The sequence below is a fragment of the Geodermatophilus sp. SYSU D00742 genome (assembly GCF_054049935.1).
Genome location: NZ_JBJGYJ010000002.1, coordinates 248,707 through 270,912, shown reverse-complemented (window position 1 = coordinate 270,912; position 22,206 = coordinate 248,707). Strand labels below are relative to the sequence as shown.

Genomic DNA, 22,206 nt, shown 5'->3' with positions numbered 1-22,206 from the left:
ACCCCGCCCCCGCCGAGGACGACACCCGCGACCGCGGCGACAGCGGCGACCGCGGGCAGTCGCGCAACACAGACCCCGCCCCCGCCGAGGACGACACCCGCGACCGCGGCGACAGCGGCGACCGCGGGCAGTCGCGCAACACAGACCCCGCCCCCGCCGAGGACGACACCCGCGACCGCGGCGACAGCGGCGACCGCGGACAGCCACGCACCCCCGAGCCGCAGCCCGCGCCCGCGCCCGCCGAGGACGACACCCCCGCCGACACCGGCGACCGCGGACAGCCACGCCCCCCCGACCCCGTCCGGAGCGAGATCCCGGTCGAGGAGGTCCCGAACCGCCCCTCACCACCGACGCCCCCCCGAGTCCCCGTGGTGTCAGGGGAGGGTGGTCCGTCCGATGGGACCGCAGCCGTCACTCCCGGGGCCGACTCCGACGGCGCCACGGGTCCTGTTCCAGGGGCGCCGATCCCAGAGAGCACCGCTCTCCCGCCCGGCGATCAGGCGGACGTCCCCGGTTCGGCAGAGCAGAGCACCCCGCCGGGTCGAGGCACCTCCCCGGAACCCAGCACCGGCGACGGCAACGAACCGGCCGGCACCCCGCCCGTCCCCGAGCCGTCGACTCCCCCTCCCCTGACGGCTCCCCGGACACCGGTGCCCTCGCCGGAGGAGGCCGGCGACTCGTCGGCCACGCCGGCGCAGCCGACGGAACGAGAGGCGCCCAGCACCGAGCCCGAGGACAGCGAGCAGACGGCGCCGGACGACACGGCGGCACCCACCGGCGAGTCCTCCGGGCAAGCCACCGCCGGGTCCGACCGGGCCCCGGTGGCCTCCCCCGCCGCTGCAGACGACTCGGGGAGCCGCTCGACGGACGAACCTGCCACGGACAGCTGGACGACCGACTCCGGCCGCCCCAACGACCCCGCACGTACGGGCGCTGATGACACGGGGCAGCACTACGGACCGGCCACTCCGCTCCCGGGCTCCGGGAGCAGCGATGAGGCAGCGACGCCCCCGGCGTCCGTGATCCCGGAACAGTCATCTGCCGCAGGTGGCCCCTGGAGGCCGGAGGCGGAGGACACCCCCAGCCCTGCGGGACCGTCGCAGGCGCCCGCCCTCCGCCCGGAGTCGGCGACCGCCACAGTGCGCGTCGTGTCCGAGGTGCCGTCCACGACGGCCTGGACGTCAGGAACGGCAGCCCTGCAGGCCAAGCACATCCCGACCCGCGCCGTCGTCCTCCCGTGCGCCACCGAGAGCCGGGAGAGACCGGCCCAGGTGGCGTCGACCGGTGCCCCCACCGGCAGGCGGACGACCTCGAACAGCACGGCCGGCGCCGTCGTGCCTCCCGGCAATGACGTGCCGCCTGCTGCTCCCGTGCCCCCGCTGCCGCATCCGCCCCTTGCTCCCCCGCCTGCTCCCGTGACGCACACCGGAGGCGCGTCCGTGAGCGGTGGCACAGGCGGAGGCGGACAGGACGACGAGGCCGACAACGACCTCACGATCGTCGACGCCGATCTGGCCACCACCCGCGCCCACGCGGCTGCCCGTGTCGCCTTCGACACCGCCAACCGAGTGCTCGGGTGCGCCGGCGATCCCAGTAGCCGCCCCGGCTGAGGTCACGGAGCGCCGTCGGGTGCGTCGCTCGCACCCGCTCCCGTCCGCACCACGCCCGGCACGGCTACGTCCCGCAGCCCCGCCGGGGATCCCTCCCAGACCACCCTTGTTCGTCACCCCGCGCTCCACAGCAGAGCCGCGGTCTCAGGCCGAGGACATGGCCCGATGAGACACGACACACGCACCGACCCCACACACGTCGCCAGCCCCTCCCTCACCGAGCACGTACCCGTGCGCGTACAGCCGACCGGCCACGTCACACGCGGCCAGTCGCCCCCCTGCGGACCGCCCCGCGGCCGCACCCCCTCTCGGGCGCCGTCCCCCCGCTGGGGTGGCTCCTGGTCGTGCGCTGCGCGGGGAGGGACGAGATGAGCGACGCCTTCAAGGAACGGCTGGACAGCGTCCTCATCACGAACGGCGACTGCGCCCCCTCGCAGATCCCGGTCGGCGATCCCGACGTACGCCCCCTTGTCGAACGACGCCCCGTCCCGCCGATGGCGAGGACGCACCGGGTCGGCGCCACGCCGGCCCCTGTCCCGGCACGCCCTGTGTACGACCCCTTCCGGGCGCGGCGCCGACCATCCCCGGAGTGGCTGGTCAGCTACACCGCCGCTCTGGTCACGGCTGACGTCGTCGCCGCCGTCGCGGCGGCCTGTGTGGCGGTCGCCCTCACCGGGCCCGTCTCGGCACGGGGACTGGGGCTGGCCACTGCGGGGGCACTCGCCTGGCCCGTGCTGCTGATGCTGCTCGGGACCTACGCGGAGAGGCGGCACGGGAGCGGCGCCGCCGAGTACAAGCGGGTGGCGACCGGAGGTGTCATCGCCATCTCGGTGGCCGGCTACGCCGCTCATGTCCCCGCTCTGGGGAGTCTGAACGGGCTGCTGCTCATCGGTGTCCCTCTGGCCACCGTGCTCACCCTCGTGAGCCGTGCGCTCTGCCGGTGGCACCTGCACGCGGCCAGGCGGCGCGGGTTGATGACGAAGCAGGTCGTCCTGGTCGGTCGCGACATCGCCGTCCTCGACCTCGCCCGGCGCCTGCGTCGGGACCCGACGGCGGGCCTGCGGGTGGTCGGCGTCTGTGTGCCCAGCACGGCCCAATGCAAGAGCCTCGAGCAGCGTGGCATCGCGGTCCTCGGCCATCTCGACGACGTCGTGCGCGTTGTCGACGAGGTCGGTGCCGACGCGGTCGTCGTCGCCTCGGCCAGCGAGACCGCCGCGCAGTACCTGCGGGAGTTGTCCTGGCGTCTCGAGGGCACCAACATCGACGTGCTCGCGAGCCCCGGGCTCGTCGAGGTGGCACCTCATCGGCTGCAGATCCGGCCGACGACGAGCGTTCCCCTGATCCAGGTCCGCGAGCCGGAGTTCCGCGGCCACCGGCGGGTGATCAAGGCGGTCCTCGACCGGACCGCTGCCGCCGTCCTGCTGGTCCTGGGCGGACCTGTCCTCCTGGTGATCACGATCGCGATCCGTCTCACCAGCCCAGGTCCCGCCCTCTACCGCCAGCGCCGCGTCGGCAAGCGCGGACAGCGGTTCGACATGCTCAAGTTCCGGAGCATGGTCGTCGACGCCGACCAGGCACTGAGCTCACTCCTCGACCGCAACGAGGGCAACGGCGTGCTGTTCAAGTTGCGGCGCGATCCTCGCGTCACTCGAGTGGGGCGCTTCCTGCGCCGGTACTCGCTGGACGAACTGCCCCAGTTGGTCAACGTCCTGAAGGGCGAGATGTCCTTCGTCGGCCCCCGGCCGGCCCTCGAGCGCGAGGTCGCGCAGTACGGACCGGACATGCACCGACGCCTGCTGGTGAAGCCGGGCATCACCGGCCTCTGGCAGGTCAGTGGCCGATCGGACCTCAGCTGGGACGAGGCAGTCGAGCTGGACATCCGCTACGTCGAGAACTGGTCGCTGGGACTCGACCTGGCCATCCTCCTGCGGACGGTCCGTGCCGTCCTGAAGACCTGCGGCGCCTACTGACGGTCGGAGCGGGCCACGAGGAGCATGTCCGCGGCCGAGGGGAGGGGTCAGGGGGCGCCCGGGTCCAGCCGCACCACGCCGAACGACATCGCACCGGACGACGACCCGCCGAGGACCCGGGCCGCCCGGCCGGTCTCCGCCGCGTAGGCCCGGGCGATCTCGTCGACGCTGTCGCGGGCACCGGCGCGCGCCAGCACGGCCACCACCCCGCCGCTGCCACCGCCGGTGATCTTCGCCCCGTACAGGCCCGCCGCGGGTCCCGCGGAGCGCACGAGGTCCACCAGCCGGTCGGTGCCGCTCGAGCCGAGCCCGCAGGCGGAGTAGCTCGCGTGCGACTGGTACATCAGCTCGCCGAGCAGCGCGCGCACCTCCTCCGTCAGGTGCGGGGCGTCGAGCAGGGCGCGGAACAGCCGCACCCGCGCGTGCTCGTGGACCGGGTGCGCGGTCGGCTGGCGGACCGCGTAGCTGGCACCGGGGTCGACCCGGGTGACCGCGTCCGTGGTGCCGCCGTACCGGGCCAGGAACGTCGCACCGTCCATCTTCTCCGGCACCCGGTCGCGCAGCTCGGACTCCCACACCGACGGCGGCACGTTGGCGAGGTACCCGTGCCACTCCGGGTCCTCCACGGCGACCCTGCCCTCGGACACCTCCCGGACGTCGAAGCCCATGAGGTCGGCCACGACGCGGTACCCCATGAACGCCCCGACCCGGACGGCGCCGTAGTCGGACCCGCCCACCTCGTGCCGCACCCCGGAGTCGATCCCCCAGACCTCGACCCCCTCGGGCAGGGGCGCGTGGCCCCGCAGCTCCGCCGGCTGGCAGAGCAGGGCGAGCAGCTCGTCCTCCCGGCCGCAGGCGGCGGTCATCTGGTCCATGACGCCGCACGGGGCGCCGACCACGAGGTTCTCGACCCGCTGGCACAGCAGGGCCAGCTCGCGCCCCTCCAACGGCGTGTCCAGCACGTCGGCCACGGCGCGCATCGTGGCCACCTCCAGCGCCGCCGAGGAGCTGACGCCCTTCCCCGTCGGGACGCTGGACTCCACGAGCACCCGCAGTCCCCGGTCGAGGGGCACGCCCTTCTCGCGGGCGAGGACGATGAGGGTCCCGACGACGTAGGCGCCCCAGCGCCGCCGCTCGGACCCCGCGAGCAGCGCGCGTGCCGTGTCGTAGTCGGGAACCGCACCGCCGGGGGCGAGCACGTCCAGGGGCACCGTGACCTCGGCGTCCCCGCCGAACTCGGCGGCCGCCGGACTGCGCACGGTGATCGCGGCGTCGTCGGCCTCCTGCACGGCGACCAGCGTCGCCGCGGCCAGCGGCAGCTCGAGGACCATCGCTCCCGAGTAGTCCGCGATCCCGCCCATGACGTCGAGCCGGCCCGGCGCCCGGCCGACGTGGACCGGTCGCGCGCGGGCGAAGAAGTCCCCGCTCGCGGCGACGGCCTCGGCGCAGCGTCGCAGGTCGGCGCCGTGGACGTCACCGTCGTCCCGCCCGGGCACCGGGGCCGCGCCGACGGGGTGGGTTCGGCTCATGTGTCCTCCGCATCGAGGTAGTGCACGGTCGGCTGCGCGCGGAGCTCCGCCGCCTTCTCCTCGGGCGCCGTGTCGCTGAGGAAGTTGCCACCGCCGCTCTCCGGGCCCCCGAGGAACTTCAGCAAGTTGGGCTGCCGCAGCGGCGGCAGGAAGCCGACGTGGAAGTGGTGGTCGCGGTGGTCGCCACCGTCCGTGGGCGCCTGGTGCAGCGGCATCACGTAGGGGAACGGCTGCCGCCAGAGGTTGTCGAAGCGCACCGTGAGGTCCTTGAGGCCACGGGCGAGCGACTCGGCCTCGTCGTCGGTGAGCGCGGACACGTGCGGCACGCTGCGCTTGGGGGCCACGTAGACCTCGTAGGCGTAGCGGGCGAAGTAGGGCACGAACGAGATGACGTGCTCGTCCTCCCAGAGCACCCGCCGCCCGTCGGCCTGCTCGGCGGCGATGACGTCGGCGATCAGGCCGCGCCCGGTCTCCCGAGCGTGCCGGCGCTGGGCCTCCAGCTCGCCGTCGAAGGTCTTCCAGGTGAAGTTGGTGGCGTAGACCTGCCCGTGCGGGTGCGGGTTGGAGACACCGACGGCCTCCCCCCGGTTCTCGAACACCAGGACCTGCCGCACCTCGGGGCGGGCGCCCAGGTCGCGGGTCTCCCGCCGCCACGCGTCGACGACGGTGGCGATCGCCGGCAGCTGCATCCGGGCGAGCGTCAGGTCGTGCCGGGGGTCGTAGCAGATGACCCGCGACACCCCGGTCGCCGGCCGCACCCGGTAGGGCGCCGGGGGGACCTCGAGGTCGGTGGGTGCGTCCGGGCCGATGGCGGGGTGGTCGTTGTCGAAGACGTGCACGCCCCGGTAGTCGGGGTTGCCGGCGCCCGAGACGCGGGTGTTGCCCGGGCACAGGTAGCAGTCGGCGACGTACTCCGGCACGCGGTCGTGCTGGGCGGCGGTCGTCTGCCCTCGCCACGGCCGGCCCTGGCGGTGCGCGGCGACGATGACCCACTCCTCCCGGAGAGGGTGCCACCGCTGCTCCCAGACGGGACGACGGCCTGCCGACGAGTTCATGCGGACCGCTCCCGCGGGCTCGCCGGGCCCCTCGTCGTCCTCGTCACGCCCGCGCTCACCCTCCTCCGCACACCGTCCGGTCACCGCCCACCGCGGCGACGGGACCGGGCGGGTGCGGGCTCCACGGGGTGCTCGCACCGGGAAGCGGGGTCGACGGCGCCTCGGCGGCCAGACGATCATGGCCGAAGTCGCCGTCCGCCGCGCGTCGTCGCCTGATCAGGTGGACGACGTCGGAGGCACTACCGCACGATCTCCAGCCACGTCCGGTCGTCGAAGCTGATCTGCCCGGGCCCGGTCCCCTTGGTCGCGGGCGGGTCGGCGATCATGAGCGGGTCCTCCCGCAGCCGCCGGGCGAGCAGCTCCTCGGACTCCTCCAGCGTGCCGCCGAGCGTGGGGTAGCCGTCGCTGGCGAGCACCACGCGTCGCCAGTCGCCGGGCAGGGGGAGCACCGTGATGAGCCGGTCGGGCACGGGCCGGCCGTCGAGCCGGCCGAAGACCAGGGGGTCGTCCCGGTCGAGGTTGGTCAGCAGGTGCTCGCGGGACAGCAGGGGCAGGATCATGGCCCGACCGGGGTCGGTCTCCAGCAGCTCCGCGAGGGTCGCGCGCTCCAGCTCCGCCCGGAGCAGCGCGGCGCGGGCGCGGGCTCCGCGGCGCTCCACCTCGTGCCCGAAGCGGGTGGCCGAGCCGTCGCACGCCGCCCAGCCGTCGCCGACGACCCAGACCTCCTGCCGGTGGACCGAGAGCAGCTGCACGCTCGCCGAGGGCAGCTCGGCGAGGTGGGACGGCGTGCCGAGGGCGGCCAGCGCCCGGGTGAGGACGTCCACGGCCTCGCGGGCGCCGGCTGTCGGCGCCAGGCCCCGGATCGCCCCGGCGACCGCCTGCGACGCCCGCCGTCCCGGCGACTCCCCTCCGGTGTGCGGGTGCTTCGCCGTCGCGCCGTCGACCACGGCGAAGAAGTGCTCGGTGACGACGTGGGTGTCCTCGTTGCGCGCCGGGTCGTCGAACTTCCCGCGCGTGAACGCGACCTCAGCCCTGGGCATGGTCGAGGGACCGGTGGACCACGGGCGTGCGGATGCCGTACGCAGGGCTCCCCATCAGGCGGGCCTTGATGACGTACGCGGCGGGCCGGTCCTTGGGCGCCTTCGCGAGCAGCTTCTGGTTCGCCGCGACCCACTCGGCAGCCGCCTGGGTGCCGTAGGTGGAGGTGCCGGCGATCATCCACAGCCGCCCGGGCTGCTCGTCGACGAGCAGGTTCCTGTGCCGGAGGACCATCCCGTAGGCCCACTCCCCCTCGTCGGCCGTGTCCAGGACCTCCGGCTGCCGGCCGGGGGGCGCCCAGTGGATGCGACTGTCCACCGGTCCGCTGCCGTCGGCCCGGGGCGCGTCGCACATGTACACCGGCAACCCCGGCACGGCGCACAGCTTGGCCGCGACGCTGTTGGTGCGCGGACCGCCGAGGAGGACGAGGTCGCCCTGTTCGTCCTCGGGCCGGGCGTTCGCGGACAGCATCACCATGTCAGGACGCAGGGCCGACCGGTACCCGCGCATCAGGGACGGCGTGAGGAGCGACACCGCCCGGAGCTGACCGACCCCGGTGCCCAACCTCGTCGTCCCGCTGACCTGTCGTGGGACCTCACTGGTGGACACGATGATCGCCAGGTGCGACGGGTCCTCCAACCGCCACATCCGGCACGCCCGGCTCCGCTCCTGGGCCCGCAGTCTGCCCACGGTGATCGCGCTCCCGGCGTAGCCGGCCACCAGCCCGGTGACGACGTCGAGGCTGAAGTCGCCGAGGAAGCTCACGCCCGGAGCCCCGACTGCCGGGCCGCGAGCAGCAGCCCGATGATCGACTTCGCGTCCTGCACGTCCCCGCGGGCGATCAGGCCGTCGACGTCGGCGAGGTCCACGTACTCCACGCGCGAGGTCGACTCCTCGTCGGCGTCGAGTCCGCGCTCACCGTCGGTGAGGTCCTCGGCGAGGAACAGCAAGGTGCGCTGGCTGCAGTGGCCGGGCGAGTTCAGGAAGCTGCCGAGTGGCCGGACGAGGGCCGCCCGCACCCCGACCTCCTCCTCCAGCTCCCGGGCCGCCGCGACGTCGGGGGAGGGATCGGTGGCGTCGATGCGCCCACCCGGCAGCTCCAGGTTCTCCCCGTCGATGGAGACGCGGTACTGGCGGATCAGCGGCACGCGCCGGTCCGCGGTCACCGCCACCGTCGCCACGGTCGGTTCGTGCCGGGCCCAGGACCGGGAGAAGGTCACGTCGCCCGGCCCGGCGACCGCCGAGTCGACCACGTCGAAGGCGAACCGCTCACAGACCACCCGGGTGGAGACGCGCTCGTACACCCTGCCGGACTCTAGGGCGGCCGGACGGTGACGACGGGTCGCCCCTCCGTGAGGGCCGCACACCCGCCCCACCGTTAACCTCCGGCACATGGCGGGAACGACCTGGTTGGTCACCGGCGGTGCCGGCTACATCGGTGCACACGTCGTCCGCGCGCTCCTGGCCTCGGGCCGGGACGCCGTGGTCGTCGACGACCTCTCCACCGGGCTGACCTGCCGAGTCCCCGACGGGGTGGAGCTGGCCGAGGGGTCGGTGCTCGACGGGGCCTTCCTCCGCGACGTCATCGGCCGGACCGCGCCCGCGGGGGTGATCCACGCGGCGGGCAAGAAGTTCCCCACGGAGTCCGTCGCCGACCCCCTGCTGTACGCCCGGGTCAACTCCGGCGGGGTGATCAGCCTGCTGGAGGCGATGCGCGACACCGGCCTCGACCGCGTGGTCTTCTCCTCGAGCTGCTCGGTGTACGGGACGCCGTCGGTCGAGGACGTCGACGAGGACGCGCCCGTGCAGCCGGAGAGCCCCTACGGGGAGTCGAAGCTCTACGGGGAGCGCGTGCTGGACGCCGCCGGTGCCGCGTACGGGATGGGCGTGGTGAACCTGCGCTACTTCAACGTCGTCGGCGCGGCCGCACCGGAGCTGCAGGACACCGGTGCCTACAACCTGGTGCCGCTGGTCCTCCAGGCGCTGCGCCGGGGGACGCCGGTCAAGGTCTACGGAGGGGACTACCCGACGCCCGACGGCACCTGCATCCGTGACTACACCGACGTCCAGGACGTGGCCGAGGCGCACGTCCGCGCCGCGGAGGCGCTGGAGGAGCGGCCGCGGGTGGCGACCTACAACGTGGGCCGCGGGGTGGGCAGCAGCGTGCTCGAGGTGCTGGAGGCGGTCTCGACCGTCATCGGCCGTCCGGTGCCGCACGAGGTGGTGACGCGCCGACCGGGCGACCCCGGCCACGTCGTCAGCCGCGTCGACCGCATCGCCGCCGAGCTCGGCTGGACCGCCGAGCGGGACCTCATGGACATGGTGCGCAGCGCCTGGGCCGCCGAGCAGGGTGCACCGGGGCTGATGGACGCGTCGCCGGCCTGAGCGGTCGCCGCATCCGGACGGCGGGCCACGAGCAGGAGCAGCTCCAGCACGTCGCCCTCCCCGACGTTGGGGGCGGACAAGTGACCACTCCTCCGCTCTACTCAGAGCCAGAGGACGATCCCCCCTCGCACGGGGGCGCGCCTCCACGAGGCAGGTACAGCGTCGTCAGGGGGACACATGCACTGGGTGGTGATCGTCGGGGTCGGGTGGCTGCTCCTGGCCGTCACCGGAGCCGTGGTGGTCGGTCGGTCGATCCGCATCGCCGAGCACCACGAGGCCGGGTCCGCTGTGGCCGGCGCCCGCCGCCGGCCCAGGGCCTGCCTCGCGCCGGTCGACCGGGCACCGGCCTCGTGGGAGAGCGAGACCACCTGACCCGGGCAGCCTCCACGCCCGGTACGACTGCACCGACGCCTCACCCCCAGGGGTGATGGGGCATCCCCTCCAGCTCCGGCCGCTCATAGCGTCGCCCGCGTTGCCTGTCTGACGGGGGTCCATGCATGAGCGCTGACACGACGGCGGCGCCGGAACAGCGCAGCGACGAGCACGCCGAGCCGGCAGCCCCGCGGCGTCGCACGCTGCGCCGGGCACTGATCAGCCTCGGCGTCCTCGGCCTCGTGCTCGCCCTGGTCGTCGGCGGCGGCCTGTGGTACCTGACCGAGCGCTACGCGGGCAACGTCGACCGGGTCGCCGACGTCTTCGCCGGCCTCGACGAGGAGGCACGCCCGGCGCCGGCGACGCCGGCCCGGAAGGCCTCAGCCGAGCCGGTGACCTTCCTGCTGGTGGGTTCCGACACCCGCGCAACGGCCGAGCAGGGTGTCGCGGCCGGGGGGCGATCGGACGCGATCATGATCGCCCGCTTCGCGGCCGACCGGCAGCACGCGCAGCTGATCTCGATCCCCCGCGACTCGTGGGTCGACATCCCCGGCCACGGCAAGAACAAGATCAACGCCGCGTACGCGTTCGGCGGCCCGTCGCTGCTCATCCGGACCGTCGAGCAGCTGACCGAGGTCCGGATCGACCACTACGTGGCCATCGACTTCCAGGGCCTCATCCAGGTGACCGACGACCTGGGCGGGGTGGACGTCGTCGTCGCGGAGACGACGAGCAACGGGCCGTACACCTTCCCCGCCGGCGTGAACCACCTGAACGGCGACCAGGCCCGCTGGTACCTCGGCCAGCGCTACGGCCTCCCCGGTGGCGACTTCGACCGGGTGCGGCGCCAGCAGCAGTACCTGCAGTCGATGTTCGGCAAGCTGTTCAGCTCCGACTCGTTCACCGACCCCGGCCGGCTGGACGGCGCGCTGCTGGCCGTGACCAGCGCCGTGGCGGTGGACGACGAACTCGGCAACGCCGACGTGCTGGCGCTGGCCTACTCGCTGCGTGGGTTGTCGCCGGACGACGTCGAGTTCTTCACCGCGCCGGTGCTGGGCACGGGCACGGAGGGTCCGGCGAGCGTCGTGTACCTCGACGCCGTGGCCGGTGACCGGATGTGGACCTACCTGCGAACCGACTCGCTGGGCGCCAACGCCGCCGAGTTCGGCGACGAGGCGCTGCCCGACGTCCCCCGCTGACCCGCCCCCGGGCGGACGGCGCGGTCGGGTCCGGCAGCCCCCTCGCCCCCGGTGAGCGCCCGGCGTGGCGGGGCGCTCAGGGACGCCGCGGCTCCACCGCCATCAGGACGACCGTCGAGTTGTCGCGGGCTCCGGCCTCGTCCGCTGCAGCGACGAGGACCTCGGCCAGGTCAGCCGGTCCCCCTCCCCCGGCCATCAGCTGCGCGATGCGCTCGTCGCCGAGTTCCCCCGTCAGCCCGTCGGAGCAGGCCAGGAAGCGGTCACCGGGCACGATCGGCAGCAGGGTGATGTCCGGCTCGTTGCGGGCGCTGACCCCGAGGGCGCGGGTGATGATGTGCCGTTGCGGGTGGTTCACCGCCCCCTCGTCGGAGATGTAGCCCGCGTCGATGAGCTCCTGCACCACCGAGTGGTCGGTCGTGAGCAGCTCCAGCCGCCCTGCATGCCAGCGGTACACCCGGGAGTCACCCACGTGGAACACCGCCCACTGCGGCCCGGCTCCCTCGTCGACGAGGGCGAGGCCGGCGACGGTCGTCCCGGCGCCCTCCTTGTCCGGCCCGCTGAACGCGCGGATCTCGCCGTCCGCGCGCTGCAGCGCCAGCCGGATCCGCCCCACGGTCGTCGTCTCGCCACCGGTCAGGGAGCGGAGAGCCCCGATGACCGCCTCGGCGGCTGCCGCGCCGCCGGCGTGACCCCCCATGCCGTCGGCGACCGCGAAGACCGGCGGCTCGGCGAGGTACCTGTCCTGGTTGTCCTCGCGCTGCCCCACGGCGGTCGCCGCGCCCCACGTCAGCTCGACCGGCGGCATCCGCACTCCACAACACGCATCGACGACAGGACGACCCGCGGGGAAGGCAGGTGCGCCGAGCGTAGAAGGTCGTGAGCGGACCGGCAGTTCGCCGTGCGGGACGCGCACCGCGTCCGGCGACCGCCGGGCCCCGGACGGAGAATGGCCGGGATGCGGTCGCCGGCTTCCCCCCTGCACCTGCTCGCCAGCCTCGGCACCCTGCTGTGCGTGGCGCTCACCGCCTGCTCCGGGTCGGTCCCGGGCGACGGCCCGGCCAGCAGTCCGCCGATCGGACGCACCACGAGCACAGCTCCGACGACCGCGGTGGACCCCGTGCAGCAGCAGGTGGACGCCGCACTCGCCGGCCTCGACGACCGCCGGCAGGTCGCCCAGCTCATCGTCGTCGGCGTCCCGTTGTCCGATCTCTCCCCCGCCGGGACGCTCGTGCGCGACACCGGCGTGGGTGGCGTCTTCCTCCAGGGCCGGAGCACCGCCTCGGCCGACGAGCTCGCCGCCACGACGGCCCAGTGGACCGGGGCCGTGACCGGTCCGGAGCCATGGGTCGCTGCCGACCAGGAGGGCGGCGCGGTGCAGACCCTCTCCGGCCCCGGCTTCGCCGACCTGCCGCCCGCCGTCGACCAGGGTCGGCTCCCGGCGAGCGAGCTCGCTGCGCTGGCGGACGGGATGGGATCGTCCCTGGCCGCCGCGGGCGTGACGCTCAACCTGGCCCCGGTCGTGGACGTCGTGCCCGAGGGCACCGCGGCCGGCAACGCCCCCATCGGCGCCTTCGGCCGCCAGTACGGCACCACCGCGTCCGCCGTCACCGCCGCAGCCGGCCTGGTCGTCGACGGTCTCGCCGCCCACGGCGTCACCGCCACCCTCAAGCACTTCCCGGGCCTGGGGAAGGTGCAGGAGAACACCGACGTGAGCGCCGGCGTCACCGACACCGTCACCACGCGGGACGACGAGCAGGTGTCCGCGTTCGCCGAGCTGGCCACCGACGAGGCCGCGCCGTTCGTCATGACGTCGTCGGCCACCTACACCCGCATCGACCCCACCGCGCCGGCCGCCTTCTCCCCCGTCGTCGTCGACGGCCTGCTCCGGGAGCAGCTCGGCTTCGACGGGGTCGTCATCTCCGACGACCTGGGCGCCGCGGAGGCGGTGCGGGACGTGCCCGTCGGGGAGCGCGCCGTCCGCTTCCTCGCCGCCGGCGGCACCCTCGTCCTCACTGTGGACGCCACCACCGTGCCCGAGATGATCGACGCCGTCCTGGCCCGCGCCGAGACCGATCCGGCCTTCGCCGAGCAGGTCGACACCGCGGTCCGCACCGCGCTGACCGCCAAGGCTCGTGCCGGCCTCCTGCCCTCGTGACCAGGCACCGTGGTCGACCGACGCCTGATGGACGGCTGGCGTTCCCGCGCAGGTCATCCACCGGAGTGCCGCGCCGTCCACGATCAGCGGCGTGATCGTGTTGACAGCGGTGACGTGGGCGGCGCTGGCCCTCCTGACCACCATCTTCTTCGCAGCCACGCTCCGCGGCGGCCTGCTCGAGGACAGGGCCCTCGGCTACCTGGTCGACGCGACCGGGGTGCCGCCGACCGCCGACCCCACCGGGGGAGTCGCCCCGGGCAGCCGGGACGCCCGTCCCCGACCCCGGTCCGACGACCTCGGCTGCGTACCGGCACCCCGACGGACGGCTACCGTCACACCGTGCTCCGCTGGCTGTTCGCCCTCGTCGTGGCCGGCACCCTGTCGGTGTTCGCCTTCCTCCTGGTCACCGGCGAGTACATGAACGACGGCGCCGTGCTGCTCCGGCTCAGCGAGCACCACGGCATCCACCGGGGCGACGTCTTCGTGGTGACGGGGTGGGCAGCCGCTCTGCTCTCCGAGGCGGGGCTCCTCCTCGGCGGTCCACGCAGACGTACTGAGAACAGTCACTCGTCGGCACCGAGTTCCGGTCGGTGAGCGGAATCCGCTCTCCGCCGAGGCCCGCGGGAGCCCGCGCTCCGTCGCCAGCAGCGCCCGCCCGGTCAGCCAGCCGGCCACCTCCGGATCGTCCCGCCGCCCGATCGGCCGTGAGTTGGCGACGACGACGGGCCCAGTGGTCGGAACTTCGGCCCCCGAACTCCGGCTCACGCTGCTGGACGTGCACAGCGGTGTCGGGCGCCGGGTGAGCAGCATGACCTCGACGCCAGTGACCCTCGTCGTCCAGGTCTCCGTACTCCGCGGCGGGCGCCAGTGAGTCCCCCCACGGAGTGACTGACAGGGGAGGAAACTACGTTCTGTATGGGAGGTCCGTACCTTGTGTGCGTGCACCTCCTCTTCGTATGCACCGGCAATGTCTGCCGCTCGCCGATGGCGGAGCGGCTGGCCACCACGTGGCTGAGCGAGGCCACCGGGTGTCTCCCTCACGGTGACGAGGTGCGCATCACCAGCGCGGGCCTGAGGGCGGCAGATGGTGACCCGATGGACCCCCGGTCAGCCGCCGCTCTGGCCGAACTCGGCGTTGATCCGCGTGACTTTCGTTCACAGCGTTTGACCCCTGAGCTGGCGGCCTCGGCCGACATGGTCCTCACCATGACCCGGCAACACCGCCGGTCGACACTGGAGCTGACGCCGCGCGGCCTTCGGCGGACATTCACCGTGAGAGAGGCGGCCGATCTCCTGAGGAGCGCCGACCTGAGCGGACTGGACCGGATGCCTCTTGAGGCGCGGACTCGCGAGCTGGGGATCCGCCTCGATGCCCAGCGCAGGTGGCGTGTCTCGTCCGGCAACGACGACATCGAGGACCCGATCGGTCGCCGCCTACCGGTGCACCAGCAGGTGGCGAACACGATCGCCGCGGCCCTGCGCCCGCTGACCGACGCCCTCTTGGACTGCGCTCACCCCAGACCGAACGTGCTGGCAAGGGACTGACCGGGAGAGCACCGCCTGTCCGCACAGCGCACGGGCACGCCACTACCCCCCATCCCGCCGGCTCCCTCAGCGGTCGCCGTGTTGCCGGCTGTACGACCGGATGTCCGTCAGGCAGCTGGCACGGGCGCTGTCCGGGTCGGATTCGTAGGCGCTGTACCATCGGGCTGTCCGCGCGACCGCCTCGTCGAGGCGCCACCGCGGCCGCCAGCCCAGGTCCGTGGCTGCTCTGCCGATGCCGAGCCTGAGCACACCGGCCTCCGGCGCATGCTCTGTGCTGACCTCACTGCGCCAGCGCCACTGACGCGGGGACTCGGGATCCCAGGCACTCAGGAGTCTGTCGACGAGCTGTCCCACCGTGGCGTCGTCGGCCGGGTCGGGGCCGAAGTTGTACGCCGAGCCGACATCGTCGCCGGCCGGACCAGCGAGGTGAGCGGCCAACGTGAGATAGCCCGACAGCGGCTCGAGCACGTGCTGCCATGGGCGAACAGCAGAGGGATGACGCAGCACGGTCGGCTCACGCCGAGCTCGTGCCCTCGCCAGATCGGCGACCAAGCCGTCAGCGGTCCAGTCCCCACCTCCGATGACGTTGCCCGCGCGTCCAGTCGCCAAGCGACGTACCGGCCCCCCTTCATCCCGAGCGGCGCGGTCGAAGAACGAGAACCGGTAGGACTGGGCGACCAGTTCCTGCGCCGCCTTGCTGGCACTGTAGGGATCGCATCCTCCGAGCCGATCGTCCTCGATGAACGGGCGACCTGACTCATCGTTCGCATAGCACTTGTCGCTCGTCACTACGACGACTGCGCAGTCCCGGTCCAGGGTCCTGACGGCGTCCAACAGCGCCGTCGTGCCATCGACGTTCACCCCGAACGTCTCAGCGGGACGCACGTACCCCTCGCGAACGACCGTCCTGGCGGCGAGGTGCAGCACGACGTCCGGGGCAGCCTGGTGAAGGGCGTCAGCGACCGCTTCACGGTCTCGGATGTCGCCCACCACGTGTCGCTCGAGGTCCCTGATCACGTCAGCCACCTCGAACAGGGAGGGCTCGGTCTCCGGGGACAGCGCATAGCCGGTGACGCGGGCGCCCATGTCTGCCAACCACAGCGACAGCCACGACCCCTTGAAGCCGGTGTGGCCAGTGACGAACACCGATCGGCCGGCGAACGCGGCAGCCAGGTCCTCCGTCCTGGTCCCTGCCTGCCCCATGCTGCCACGATAGAGCCGCAGGGGATGAGGTGGCTGATGAGGAACTCGCGGTCGAGCGGTTGCCGGGCTTGTGGGACCGCCTCCGTGGTCACGGTGCTCGACCTCGGGACCCAACCCGTCGCCGACACCCTGTTCGACGACGCCGGTCAGGCTGCAGAGGCGCCGCGACACCGGTTGGCTCTCGGGTGTTGCCAGGAGTGCGGCCTCGTCCAACTGGATGCCTCGACACCCGTGCTCGCCAACGCCGCGCACGGACACGGGAGCGTGTACTCAGGAACCGTCCTGGAGCACGAGCGGGCGTGGGGCGCAGAGCTACTGGAGGTGTCATCCCTACGTGACGGAGGATCCGTCCTCGATGTGAGCAGCGGAGCCGGAGGTCTGTTGCGTGTGTTCGCGGACGCCGGCCACGTGGTGAGGGGGTGGGAGCGGGACGCCGGACTCGCCGGACAGGCCTCAGCGGCGGGCCTGCCGACCGACCACGACGACGACATGATCCTGGAGCCGGGTGAGACGTTCGACCTCGTGGTGGTCAACCACAGCCTCAGTCACGCCGACGACCTGGATACGGCGGTGGAGCGATGTGTGGGCGCCGTCGCGCCCTCGGGCACCTTGGCCGTCGAGTTCCACTCGGTGTCGGGCGTCCTCGGCGGCGGACAGTTCGACGTCATCTGTCACGCCCACCGCAGCTATCTGTCACTGAGTGTGCTGGCCGGCGTGCTCGCCCGCCATGGCATGACCATCACCGACGCCCGGTCCCTACCCCTGCACGGCGGGGTGGTGCGCCTGCAGGCGCGTCACACGACACCCGGTCTCACCCCCGGTCCTGGCGCAGTCGAGATCATGGCCGCTGAAGCCACCGAGGGGAGCCACCGACCGGAAGCCTGGGCTCCGACCGCGATACACGCCGATCGGGTGCGGAGCCGACTCCGCACCTTCATCACTGCGTGCCGTTCGGCCGGTCACACCGTGGCTGCCTACGGCGCGCCGAGCCGGGGAGTCACCCTGCTCAACTTCTGTGGTCTGCGGGCCGACCAGATACCTTGGACGGCTGACCGCGCACCGGCCAAACAGGGCCGTTTCCTGCCAGGGGTCGCAACTGCGGTGATCGAACCAGAGGAGCTCCTGACGCGACAGCCGGACGTCGTCGTCGTGCTGGTGTGGCCGCTGCGCTCCGAGGTGCTCGCTCAGCTCGACGAGCTCCGCCGAGCCGGGACACGGTTCGTGTTCCCGCTGCCGGAGCCAGAGGTGGTGGCGTGACCCGGCCCTTCCGCTTCATCGCCCCTGCACCTCGGCTCACCGGTGACCCGGCTCGCTGGAGAGCCGAGGTGCGCCGCATCGAGGATCTCGGCTTCTCCACGATGTCGATCGGGGACCACGTGAGCCAGGGCTGGACCCTCGAACCGGTCACCGCGATGACCGTGGCCGCCGAGGCCACGAGCCGGCTCCGGGTGCTGTCGCTGGCCCTGGCGAACGACTACCGCCACCCGGTGATCCTCCACAAGGCCCTCGCCACCCTGGATGTGTTCAGCAGCGGGCGAGTCGAATTGGGCATCGGCGCTGGATGGATGCAGTCCGACTACGACTCTGCGGGCATCCCGATGGACCCGGCTGGGACGAGGATCGAGCGGCTCGAGGAGTCCCTGGGCATCCTGACCGGGCTGTTCGGCCCCGCACCAGTGAACGTCACCGGCCGGTACTACCGGATCCGTGACCTCGACGGACTCCCGAAACCGGTGCAACGACCTCGGCCTCCCCTGCTGGTCGGCGGAGGTGGCCAACGGATGCTGTCGCTGGCGGCCCGGGTGGCTGACATCGTCGGTGTCCACTGCAGCCTGCCCTCTGGCGTGCAGGACGCAGCGGCCGTGGCCGACCTGGCTGCCGATCGCATCGCCGAGAAGGTGCGGTGGGTACAGGAGGCGGCGGAGGCGGTAGGACGCCGCGTCTCCGATCTCGAGTTGCAGTTCAGCGTCTACCACTGTCTCGTCACGCGGCCCGGATACATCAGTGCGCCCAACCGCTCGAGCTTCGCCGCCTTGATCGCCGCCGTGCCGGAGTTGCTCGCGGACTCACCGGCGGTTCTCGTTGGTGACGTGGAGAGGTGCGTCGACACGCTCATCGAGCGACGGGAGCGTTACGGCTTCAGCTACCTCAACCTGGGAGGCGACGTGGAGTCCGTGGCGCCGATCGTCGCACGCCTCGCCGGCACGTGATCATCACACTCCCGCGACCAGTGCCTCCGCCGCCGTCCCCAGACGGGTTCCGGCCAGGACGTGTCGTCCGGCGCGCTCGCCACTGAGGAAGGCCTCGTCCGTCCACGCGTGGTCCCAGTCGCCGTAGCGGCCGCACCAGACCACACCCACACTCGCCAGGAAACTGTGCACCATGTCGACGGCATCAGCTCGCTGATGGTCCCAGATCACGTTGGCGTAGCGGATCGGACGCGCCTCCGCGACGAGTAACCGATCGTCGGTCCGCAGCACACCGCACCGGCGGAGGTCGGTGAGTACTCGCTCGACGAGCTCTGTCGAGGTCATCCCCAGCGGTCGGTAGCGATCCGAATGGTAGACCTCGGCCTGGATGGACCCCGCACCGGCCGGTGTCACGTGCGGGGTGAACATGTGCGGGAAGTTCAAGCGGGCGAAGATGACGTCCGGATCGTAGTAGTAGGTGATGTGTGCCGGCGACAGGTCATCCCGCTCGACGCCGATGTTCACCACCGTGGCGGAGCTGTAGGACAACGCTCGTGCCGCGGCCAACACGTCGGGGGGCGCTCCCTCGATGATGGGTACGAGGTCCGGGAGCGGTATCGAGGAGATGACAGCTTCCGCCTGCGTCTCTCTGCCATCGGCGAAGCGCAGGAGCCGGCGCTGCGGGTCCAACCGCACCACCCGGCGACCCACCTGCACGTCGAGACCACGTCTCAGACCGACCAGATAGGCACCGAAGCCACCTCGCTCGGGGTAGCGGAACTCCGTCACGTAGTGCTTGTGCTGGCGAGTGGCATCCAGCGCCCCTCTCAACACCTCCTCGAGGTCCGGGCGGTACATGCGAGGGCCGAGCCATTCGGTCGTCAGGTTCTCCGGCTCGGTGGTGTGGTACTTCCGGCCATACACCATGGGGAAGGCCTCAGCGAACGTGCGGCCGTAGGCAGCGACGAGCCAGTCGGCGTAGTTGTTCACCGCTCGTGGCGGTGCAGACGTCTCCGCAACGAAATCGGCGATAACCGACACCGCCAGGTCCTTCGGGAGACCGTGCAGGTTCAACTGCACCGGGTGCCGGACACGGTGGCCCTGCCACACGTTGTCGATGACCGCCTCCACCGTCCGGTAATGGCCGTCGACGGCGTCGGCGAGGAGAGCCGCGATGCGCTCGTCCTTGGTGAACGAGACATGCGGTCCGTCGTCGAACAGGAAGCCGCTGCCGACCTCGAACGTCGTCGTGTGGCCACCAGCCTGGTCCTGCGCCTCGAAGCACACGGCTGGCACGCCGGCGTCACGCAGCACGTGGGCCGCGCCCATCGCCGCCATACCGGACCCCAGAACAGCCACCGGCAGTGGCCCTCCTGTCACCGTCATCCGTCGGCCTCCGCCTCGTCGACCCGAGCCCCGTCACGGGAGAGCCACGCCTCACGCCAGTAGGTCTCGGTCTGGCGAGTGCAGAGGCCGTGATACAGGCCACGGCACACCGCTCCCTCGAGCACGAGACAATCAGCGCCCATCGTCAGCATGCGACCGGTCACGTCATCGATGATCTTGTGGATCCGCCGGTCAACCCGCCGACTCGTCCCGCAGTAGGGCAGCATCTCCGGGTCGAAGGACAGGCCACGGTTGTAGCCGCGGCGATCCAGAGTGGCTCGGATCTCCCTCCGGGTGCGTACCCGGACCCGCTCCCCCGGCTGGAGGTCCAGGGTGACCTTGGGCGTCCGATCCAGCTTGCCGTGGACCCAGGGGAAGGGCGCCCCCCCGTGGATCCGGAGCCGCGAAGGCAGGCGACGACTGTGCCCCTGGTACGTGTTGAAGAGGTAAGGGAGGATGTGGCGCAACACGGTTCGCCAGCCGAGGTTTCCGTTGCGGACGTCTCGAGCGAAGTGCCGCAGGTCCCAGTGATGGACCTTGCTCGTTGCGGCGACGACCTCCGTGGCCTGACACGACCAGCGCTCCTCGCCGTCCTCGGCCGCCGGCGCGTGCGTAGCACGCAGGAGATCCTCAGAGGAGGCCCCTTCCCGCTGTCTCGGTGGAGTCGTCCGGACGACCGCTCCATCGCTCGACTCATCGACTGGCCTCAGCCACTCCTCCTTCCAGAAGATCAGACAGCCGGCCTGACAACCCCCATGAGCAGAGCCGTCACAGCGAACCCCGTCCAGGTGGACGCTGTCCTCGAGCTTGCGCAGGCCCCCCCAGAAACAGGTGGTGTCGGCGCGACTGGCCACGGTGAACCGGGAGCCGCAGGACGCCAGCATCTCTGGCATGAATGGCATCCGGTCGAGCGTGCCGTCTCTCTCGAGAGTGGCGAGCACTTCCGCCTCGCTGCGCACCTCGACGACGTCCCCGGCACGGAGGCGTCGCAGCGGCGGAGCGGCGTTCGATCGGGTCATGTCGAACCTCCAGCCGTGAACGTCATGACGGACTTCGAGCAAGTGAACGCTTCGGCGTATCGGGCCCCACACTCGGCGCCGCGCAACCGGGCCAGTCCCAGGAAGACCTCGCGATCGAACCAGTGCCGTCCTCGCTGGGACGGGAAGTGGCGCATCAGCAGTTCGACCTTGCGGTCGGCCACCTCGTCGCTCATCGGGACGTAGAGGGTCCGCCGGATCAGATCCCCGTCCCACTTCGGGACCTCGTAGCAGAGGGTGAGGACGTCGCGGAACACGGTCGGCAGGATCTGAGCGACAACCCGGTGGTCCTGGTGCGACTCGTCCCGGCTAGGGCCGATCAGCAGATCCGGTACCGGGCTGGTCCGGGCGCGGCTCTCCAACAACTCCTTCACCTCAGCCCATGCGGCCGGGAGGCGTCCATCCGGGAGTCCATGGACGGAGACGGTGTGCTCGGCGCCAGACAGAAAGCCATCCGCGCTCGCCTGCGCCTCGTCCGCCCGCGTGGGTGTCCCGGTGAGCACCACGACGTCGACGCACAGGTCGGGTACCGACCGGACCAGTTCCAGCAATGCGCCCCCGGCCCCGATCTCCACGTCGTCCGGATGCGCACCGACGGCGAGCACGCGCAGCTGACGCGACGGAGCTCGGGGCACGAGGGGCAGCACGCCTCATCTCCGCCCGTGGCCAGCAGCCGCCGCCTCCAATCGGGGATTGGGAAGAGGACCCATCAGATCCTCCGCCGGTGCGAGCGCGGGGGCCGGTCCGAGGGCAGTGCTCGTCTCCCAGACCGCCCACGGACGGACACCGGATTGGTAGAGCTCCTCGAGTCGTACCCGTTCCTTGATGGTGTCGGCCGGCACCCAGAAACCGTCGTGCCGGTATGCGGCCAGCTTGCCCTTCTCCGCCAGCCGGACCAGAGCACCGTCGACCAGGTCCTCCCCTGGCAGCAGCACGTCGAAGATGTCCCAGCGGAAGACGAAGAACCCGCCGTTCTCCCAGATGGGGAACTGGCTGACCGGACGGATGCCGGAAACCCTCTCGCACTCGTCGATCTCGAGGACGTGGAAGGACGACTGAGGCGGGACGGCCGTCAGCGACGCGACAGCCCCACTGGCACGAAAGCGATCGATCACCTCGGGAAGTGGGATGTCGCTCAGCACGTCGGCATAGTTGGCCAAGAAGTAGTCCTCGCCCTCCAGATGCGGACGGACGCGACGGAGCCGTTCGCCGATGCTGCTGTGCAACCCGGTGTCGAGGAAGGTGATACGCCAGTCCGCGAGGTCGCTTCTCAGGAGGTCCACCTGCTGGCCTCCGCCGGTCAGCACAAAGTCGTTCGTGGCGGTCTCGTCGTAGTGCAGGAAGTAGTCCTTGATGTCCCTGGCGCCGTATCCCAGACAGAGGATGAAGTCGGTGTGGCCGTAGTGTGCGTAGTAACGCATGACGTGCCAGAGCAGAGGACGATCACCGATCATGACCATCGGCTTCGGCGCGGCGGACGAGCCATCCCGCATACGCATGCCGTGGCCTCCGCAGAAGAGGACGACCTTCATC

General features: G+C 72.0%; 21 protein-coding genes. 10 read left to right on the top strand and 11 right to left on the bottom strand.

The window, feature by feature from the left end; genetic code table 11:
• The first annotated feature begins 1,439 nt into the window (after positions 1-1,439).
• The gene (locus tag ACI78V_RS02595) at positions 1,440-1,610 is read left to right on the top strand and encodes a hypothetical protein (RefSeq protein ID WP_456848619.1); all 171 of its coding nucleotides are present in this window, start codon (positions 1,440-1,442) and stop codon (positions 1,608-1,610) included.
• Between the two features lie 368 nt (positions 1,611-1,978).
• The gene (locus ACI78V_RS02590; protein ID WP_456848617.1) at positions 1,979-3,580 is read left to right on the top strand and encodes a sugar transferase; all 1,602 of its coding nucleotides are present in this window, start codon (positions 1,979-1,981) and stop codon (positions 3,578-3,580) included.
• A gap of 47 nt (positions 3,581-3,627) precedes the next feature.
• On the opposite strand, the gene ACI78V_RS02585 is transcribed toward ACI78V_RS02590, so the two are convergent.
• The 5 genes from ACI78V_RS02585 to ACI78V_RS02565 form a co-directional block, all read right to left on the bottom strand.
• Entirely contained in the window at positions 3,628-5,109 is a 1,482-nt protein-coding gene (locus tag ACI78V_RS02585; RefSeq protein ID WP_456848615.1) for a galactokinase, read from the bottom strand.
• Positions 5,106-6,164, bottom strand: coding sequence for a galactose-1-phosphate uridylyltransferase (gene galT, locus ACI78V_RS02580; RefSeq protein WP_456848613.1), 1,059 nt, complete (start codon positions 6,162-6,164; stop codon positions 5,106-5,108). Before galT ends, ACI78V_RS02585 begins: the two co-directional genes overlap by 4 nt.
• Positions 6,165-6,403: 239 nt before the next feature.
• A complete protein-coding gene (locus ACI78V_RS02575; RefSeq protein ID WP_456848611.1) occupies positions 6,404-7,204 on the bottom strand; it encodes a hypothetical protein in 801 nt (266 codons plus the stop codon).
• Positions 7,191-7,967, bottom strand: a complete 777-nt coding sequence (locus ACI78V_RS02570; protein ID WP_456848609.1) for a hypothetical protein — start codon at positions 7,965-7,967, stop codon at positions 7,191-7,193. The genes ACI78V_RS02575 and ACI78V_RS02570 overlap by 14 nt, the downstream gene beginning before the upstream one ends.
• Positions 7,964-8,506 (bottom strand): NUDIX hydrolase, encoded by a 543-nt coding sequence (locus ACI78V_RS02565; protein ID WP_456848607.1) that lies wholly within the window; start codon positions 8,504-8,506, stop codon positions 7,964-7,966. Before ACI78V_RS02565 ends, ACI78V_RS02570 begins: the two co-directional genes overlap by 4 nt.
• An 88-nt stretch (positions 8,507-8,594) precedes the next feature.
• Between ACI78V_RS02565 and galE the strand changes: the two genes are divergently transcribed.
• The 3 genes from galE (at position 8,595) to ACI78V_RS02550 (ending at position 11,158) form a co-directional block, all read left to right on the top strand.
• Positions 8,595-9,587 carry a UDP-glucose 4-epimerase GalE gene (galE, locus tag ACI78V_RS02560; RefSeq protein ID WP_456848605.1) on the top strand — a complete coding sequence of 331 codons (993 nt, stop codon included), beginning with the start codon at positions 8,595-8,597 and terminating at the stop codon, positions 9,585-9,587.
• Between the two features lie 177 nt (positions 9,588-9,764).
• Entirely contained in the window at positions 9,765-9,959 is a 195-nt protein-coding gene (locus tag ACI78V_RS02555) for a hypothetical protein (protein ID WP_456848603.1), read from the top strand.
• 125 nt (positions 9,960-10,084) lie between these two features.
• Positions 10,085-11,158 (top strand): LCP family protein, encoded by a 1,074-nt coding sequence (locus ACI78V_RS02550; RefSeq protein WP_456848601.1) that lies wholly within the window; start codon positions 10,085-10,087, stop codon positions 11,156-11,158.
• 76 nt (positions 11,159-11,234) lie between these two features.
• On the opposite strand, the gene ACI78V_RS02545 is transcribed toward ACI78V_RS02550, so the two are convergent.
• On the bottom strand, positions 11,235-11,963 hold the full coding sequence (locus ACI78V_RS02545) for a PP2C family protein-serine/threonine phosphatase (RefSeq protein WP_456848599.1): 729 nt from the start codon (positions 11,961-11,963) through the stop codon (positions 11,235-11,237).
• 150 nt (positions 11,964-12,113) lie between these two features.
• Here ACI78V_RS02545 and ACI78V_RS02540 point away from each other — a divergent pair, with 150 nt between their 5' ends.
• The 3 genes from ACI78V_RS02540 to ACI78V_RS02530 all read left to right on the top strand — a co-directional run bounded on the left by ACI78V_RS02540 (position 12,114) and on the right by ACI78V_RS02530 (position 14,858).
• Positions 12,114-13,313, top strand: a complete 1,200-nt coding sequence (locus ACI78V_RS02540; protein ID WP_456848597.1) for a glycoside hydrolase family 3 N-terminal domain-containing protein — start codon at positions 12,114-12,116, stop codon at positions 13,311-13,313.
• A gap of 339 nt (positions 13,314-13,652) precedes the next feature.
• Positions 13,653-13,907: a hypothetical protein gene (locus ACI78V_RS02535; RefSeq protein ID WP_456848595.1), complete on the top strand. Its 255-nt coding sequence runs from the start codon at positions 13,653-13,655 to the stop codon at positions 13,905-13,907.
• Between the two features lie 345 nt (positions 13,908-14,252).
• Positions 14,253-14,858, top strand: a complete 606-nt coding sequence (locus ACI78V_RS02530) for an arsenate reductase/protein-tyrosine-phosphatase family protein (protein WP_456848593.1) — start codon at positions 14,253-14,255, stop codon at positions 14,856-14,858.
• A gap of 66 nt (positions 14,859-14,924) precedes the next feature.
• Here the strand turns inward: ACI78V_RS02530 and rfbG are convergent, their stop codons facing one another.
• Entirely contained in the window at positions 14,925-16,061 is a 1,137-nt protein-coding gene (gene rfbG / locus ACI78V_RS02525) for a CDP-glucose 4,6-dehydratase (RefSeq protein WP_456848591.1), read from the bottom strand.
• A gap of 24 nt (positions 16,062-16,085) precedes the next feature.
• Between rfbG and ACI78V_RS02520 the strand changes: the two genes are divergently transcribed.
• Both ACI78V_RS02520 and ACI78V_RS02515 read left to right on the top strand, forming a co-directional pair.
• The gene (locus ACI78V_RS02520) at positions 16,086-17,318 is read left to right on the top strand and encodes a methyltransferase domain-containing protein (RefSeq protein WP_456848589.1); all 1,233 of its coding nucleotides are present in this window, start codon (positions 16,086-16,088) and stop codon (positions 17,316-17,318) included.
• Entirely contained in the window at positions 17,315-18,271 is a 957-nt protein-coding gene (locus ACI78V_RS02515) for a TIGR03621 family F420-dependent LLM class oxidoreductase (protein WP_456848587.1), read from the top strand. The genes ACI78V_RS02520 and ACI78V_RS02515 overlap by 4 nt, the downstream gene beginning before the upstream one ends.
• Positions 18,272-18,274: 3 nt before the next feature.
• On the opposite strand, the gene ACI78V_RS02510 is transcribed toward ACI78V_RS02515, so the two are convergent.
• From ACI78V_RS02510 to ACI78V_RS02495, 4 genes are read right to left on the bottom strand one after another with little or no spacing between them, the layout of a single operon-like run.
• Entirely contained in the window at positions 18,275-19,609 is a 1,335-nt protein-coding gene (locus ACI78V_RS02510) for a protoporphyrinogen/coproporphyrinogen oxidase (RefSeq protein ID WP_456848585.1), read from the bottom strand.
• Between the two features lie 23 nt (positions 19,610-19,632).
• Positions 19,633-20,655: a hypothetical protein gene (locus ACI78V_RS02505; protein WP_456848583.1), complete on the bottom strand. Its 1,023-nt coding sequence runs from the start codon at positions 20,653-20,655 to the stop codon at positions 19,633-19,635.
• A complete protein-coding gene (locus ACI78V_RS02500; RefSeq protein ID WP_456848581.1) occupies positions 20,652-21,320 on the bottom strand; it encodes a PIG-L deacetylase family protein in 669 nt (222 codons plus the stop codon). Before ACI78V_RS02500 ends, ACI78V_RS02505 begins: the two co-directional genes overlap by 4 nt.
• Before the next feature lie 3 nt (positions 21,321-21,323).
• Positions 21,324-22,205, bottom strand: coding sequence for a sugar phosphate nucleotidyltransferase (locus ACI78V_RS02495; protein ID WP_456848579.1), 882 nt, complete (start codon positions 22,203-22,205; stop codon positions 21,324-21,326).
• Position 22,206: the final 1 nt, after the last annotated feature.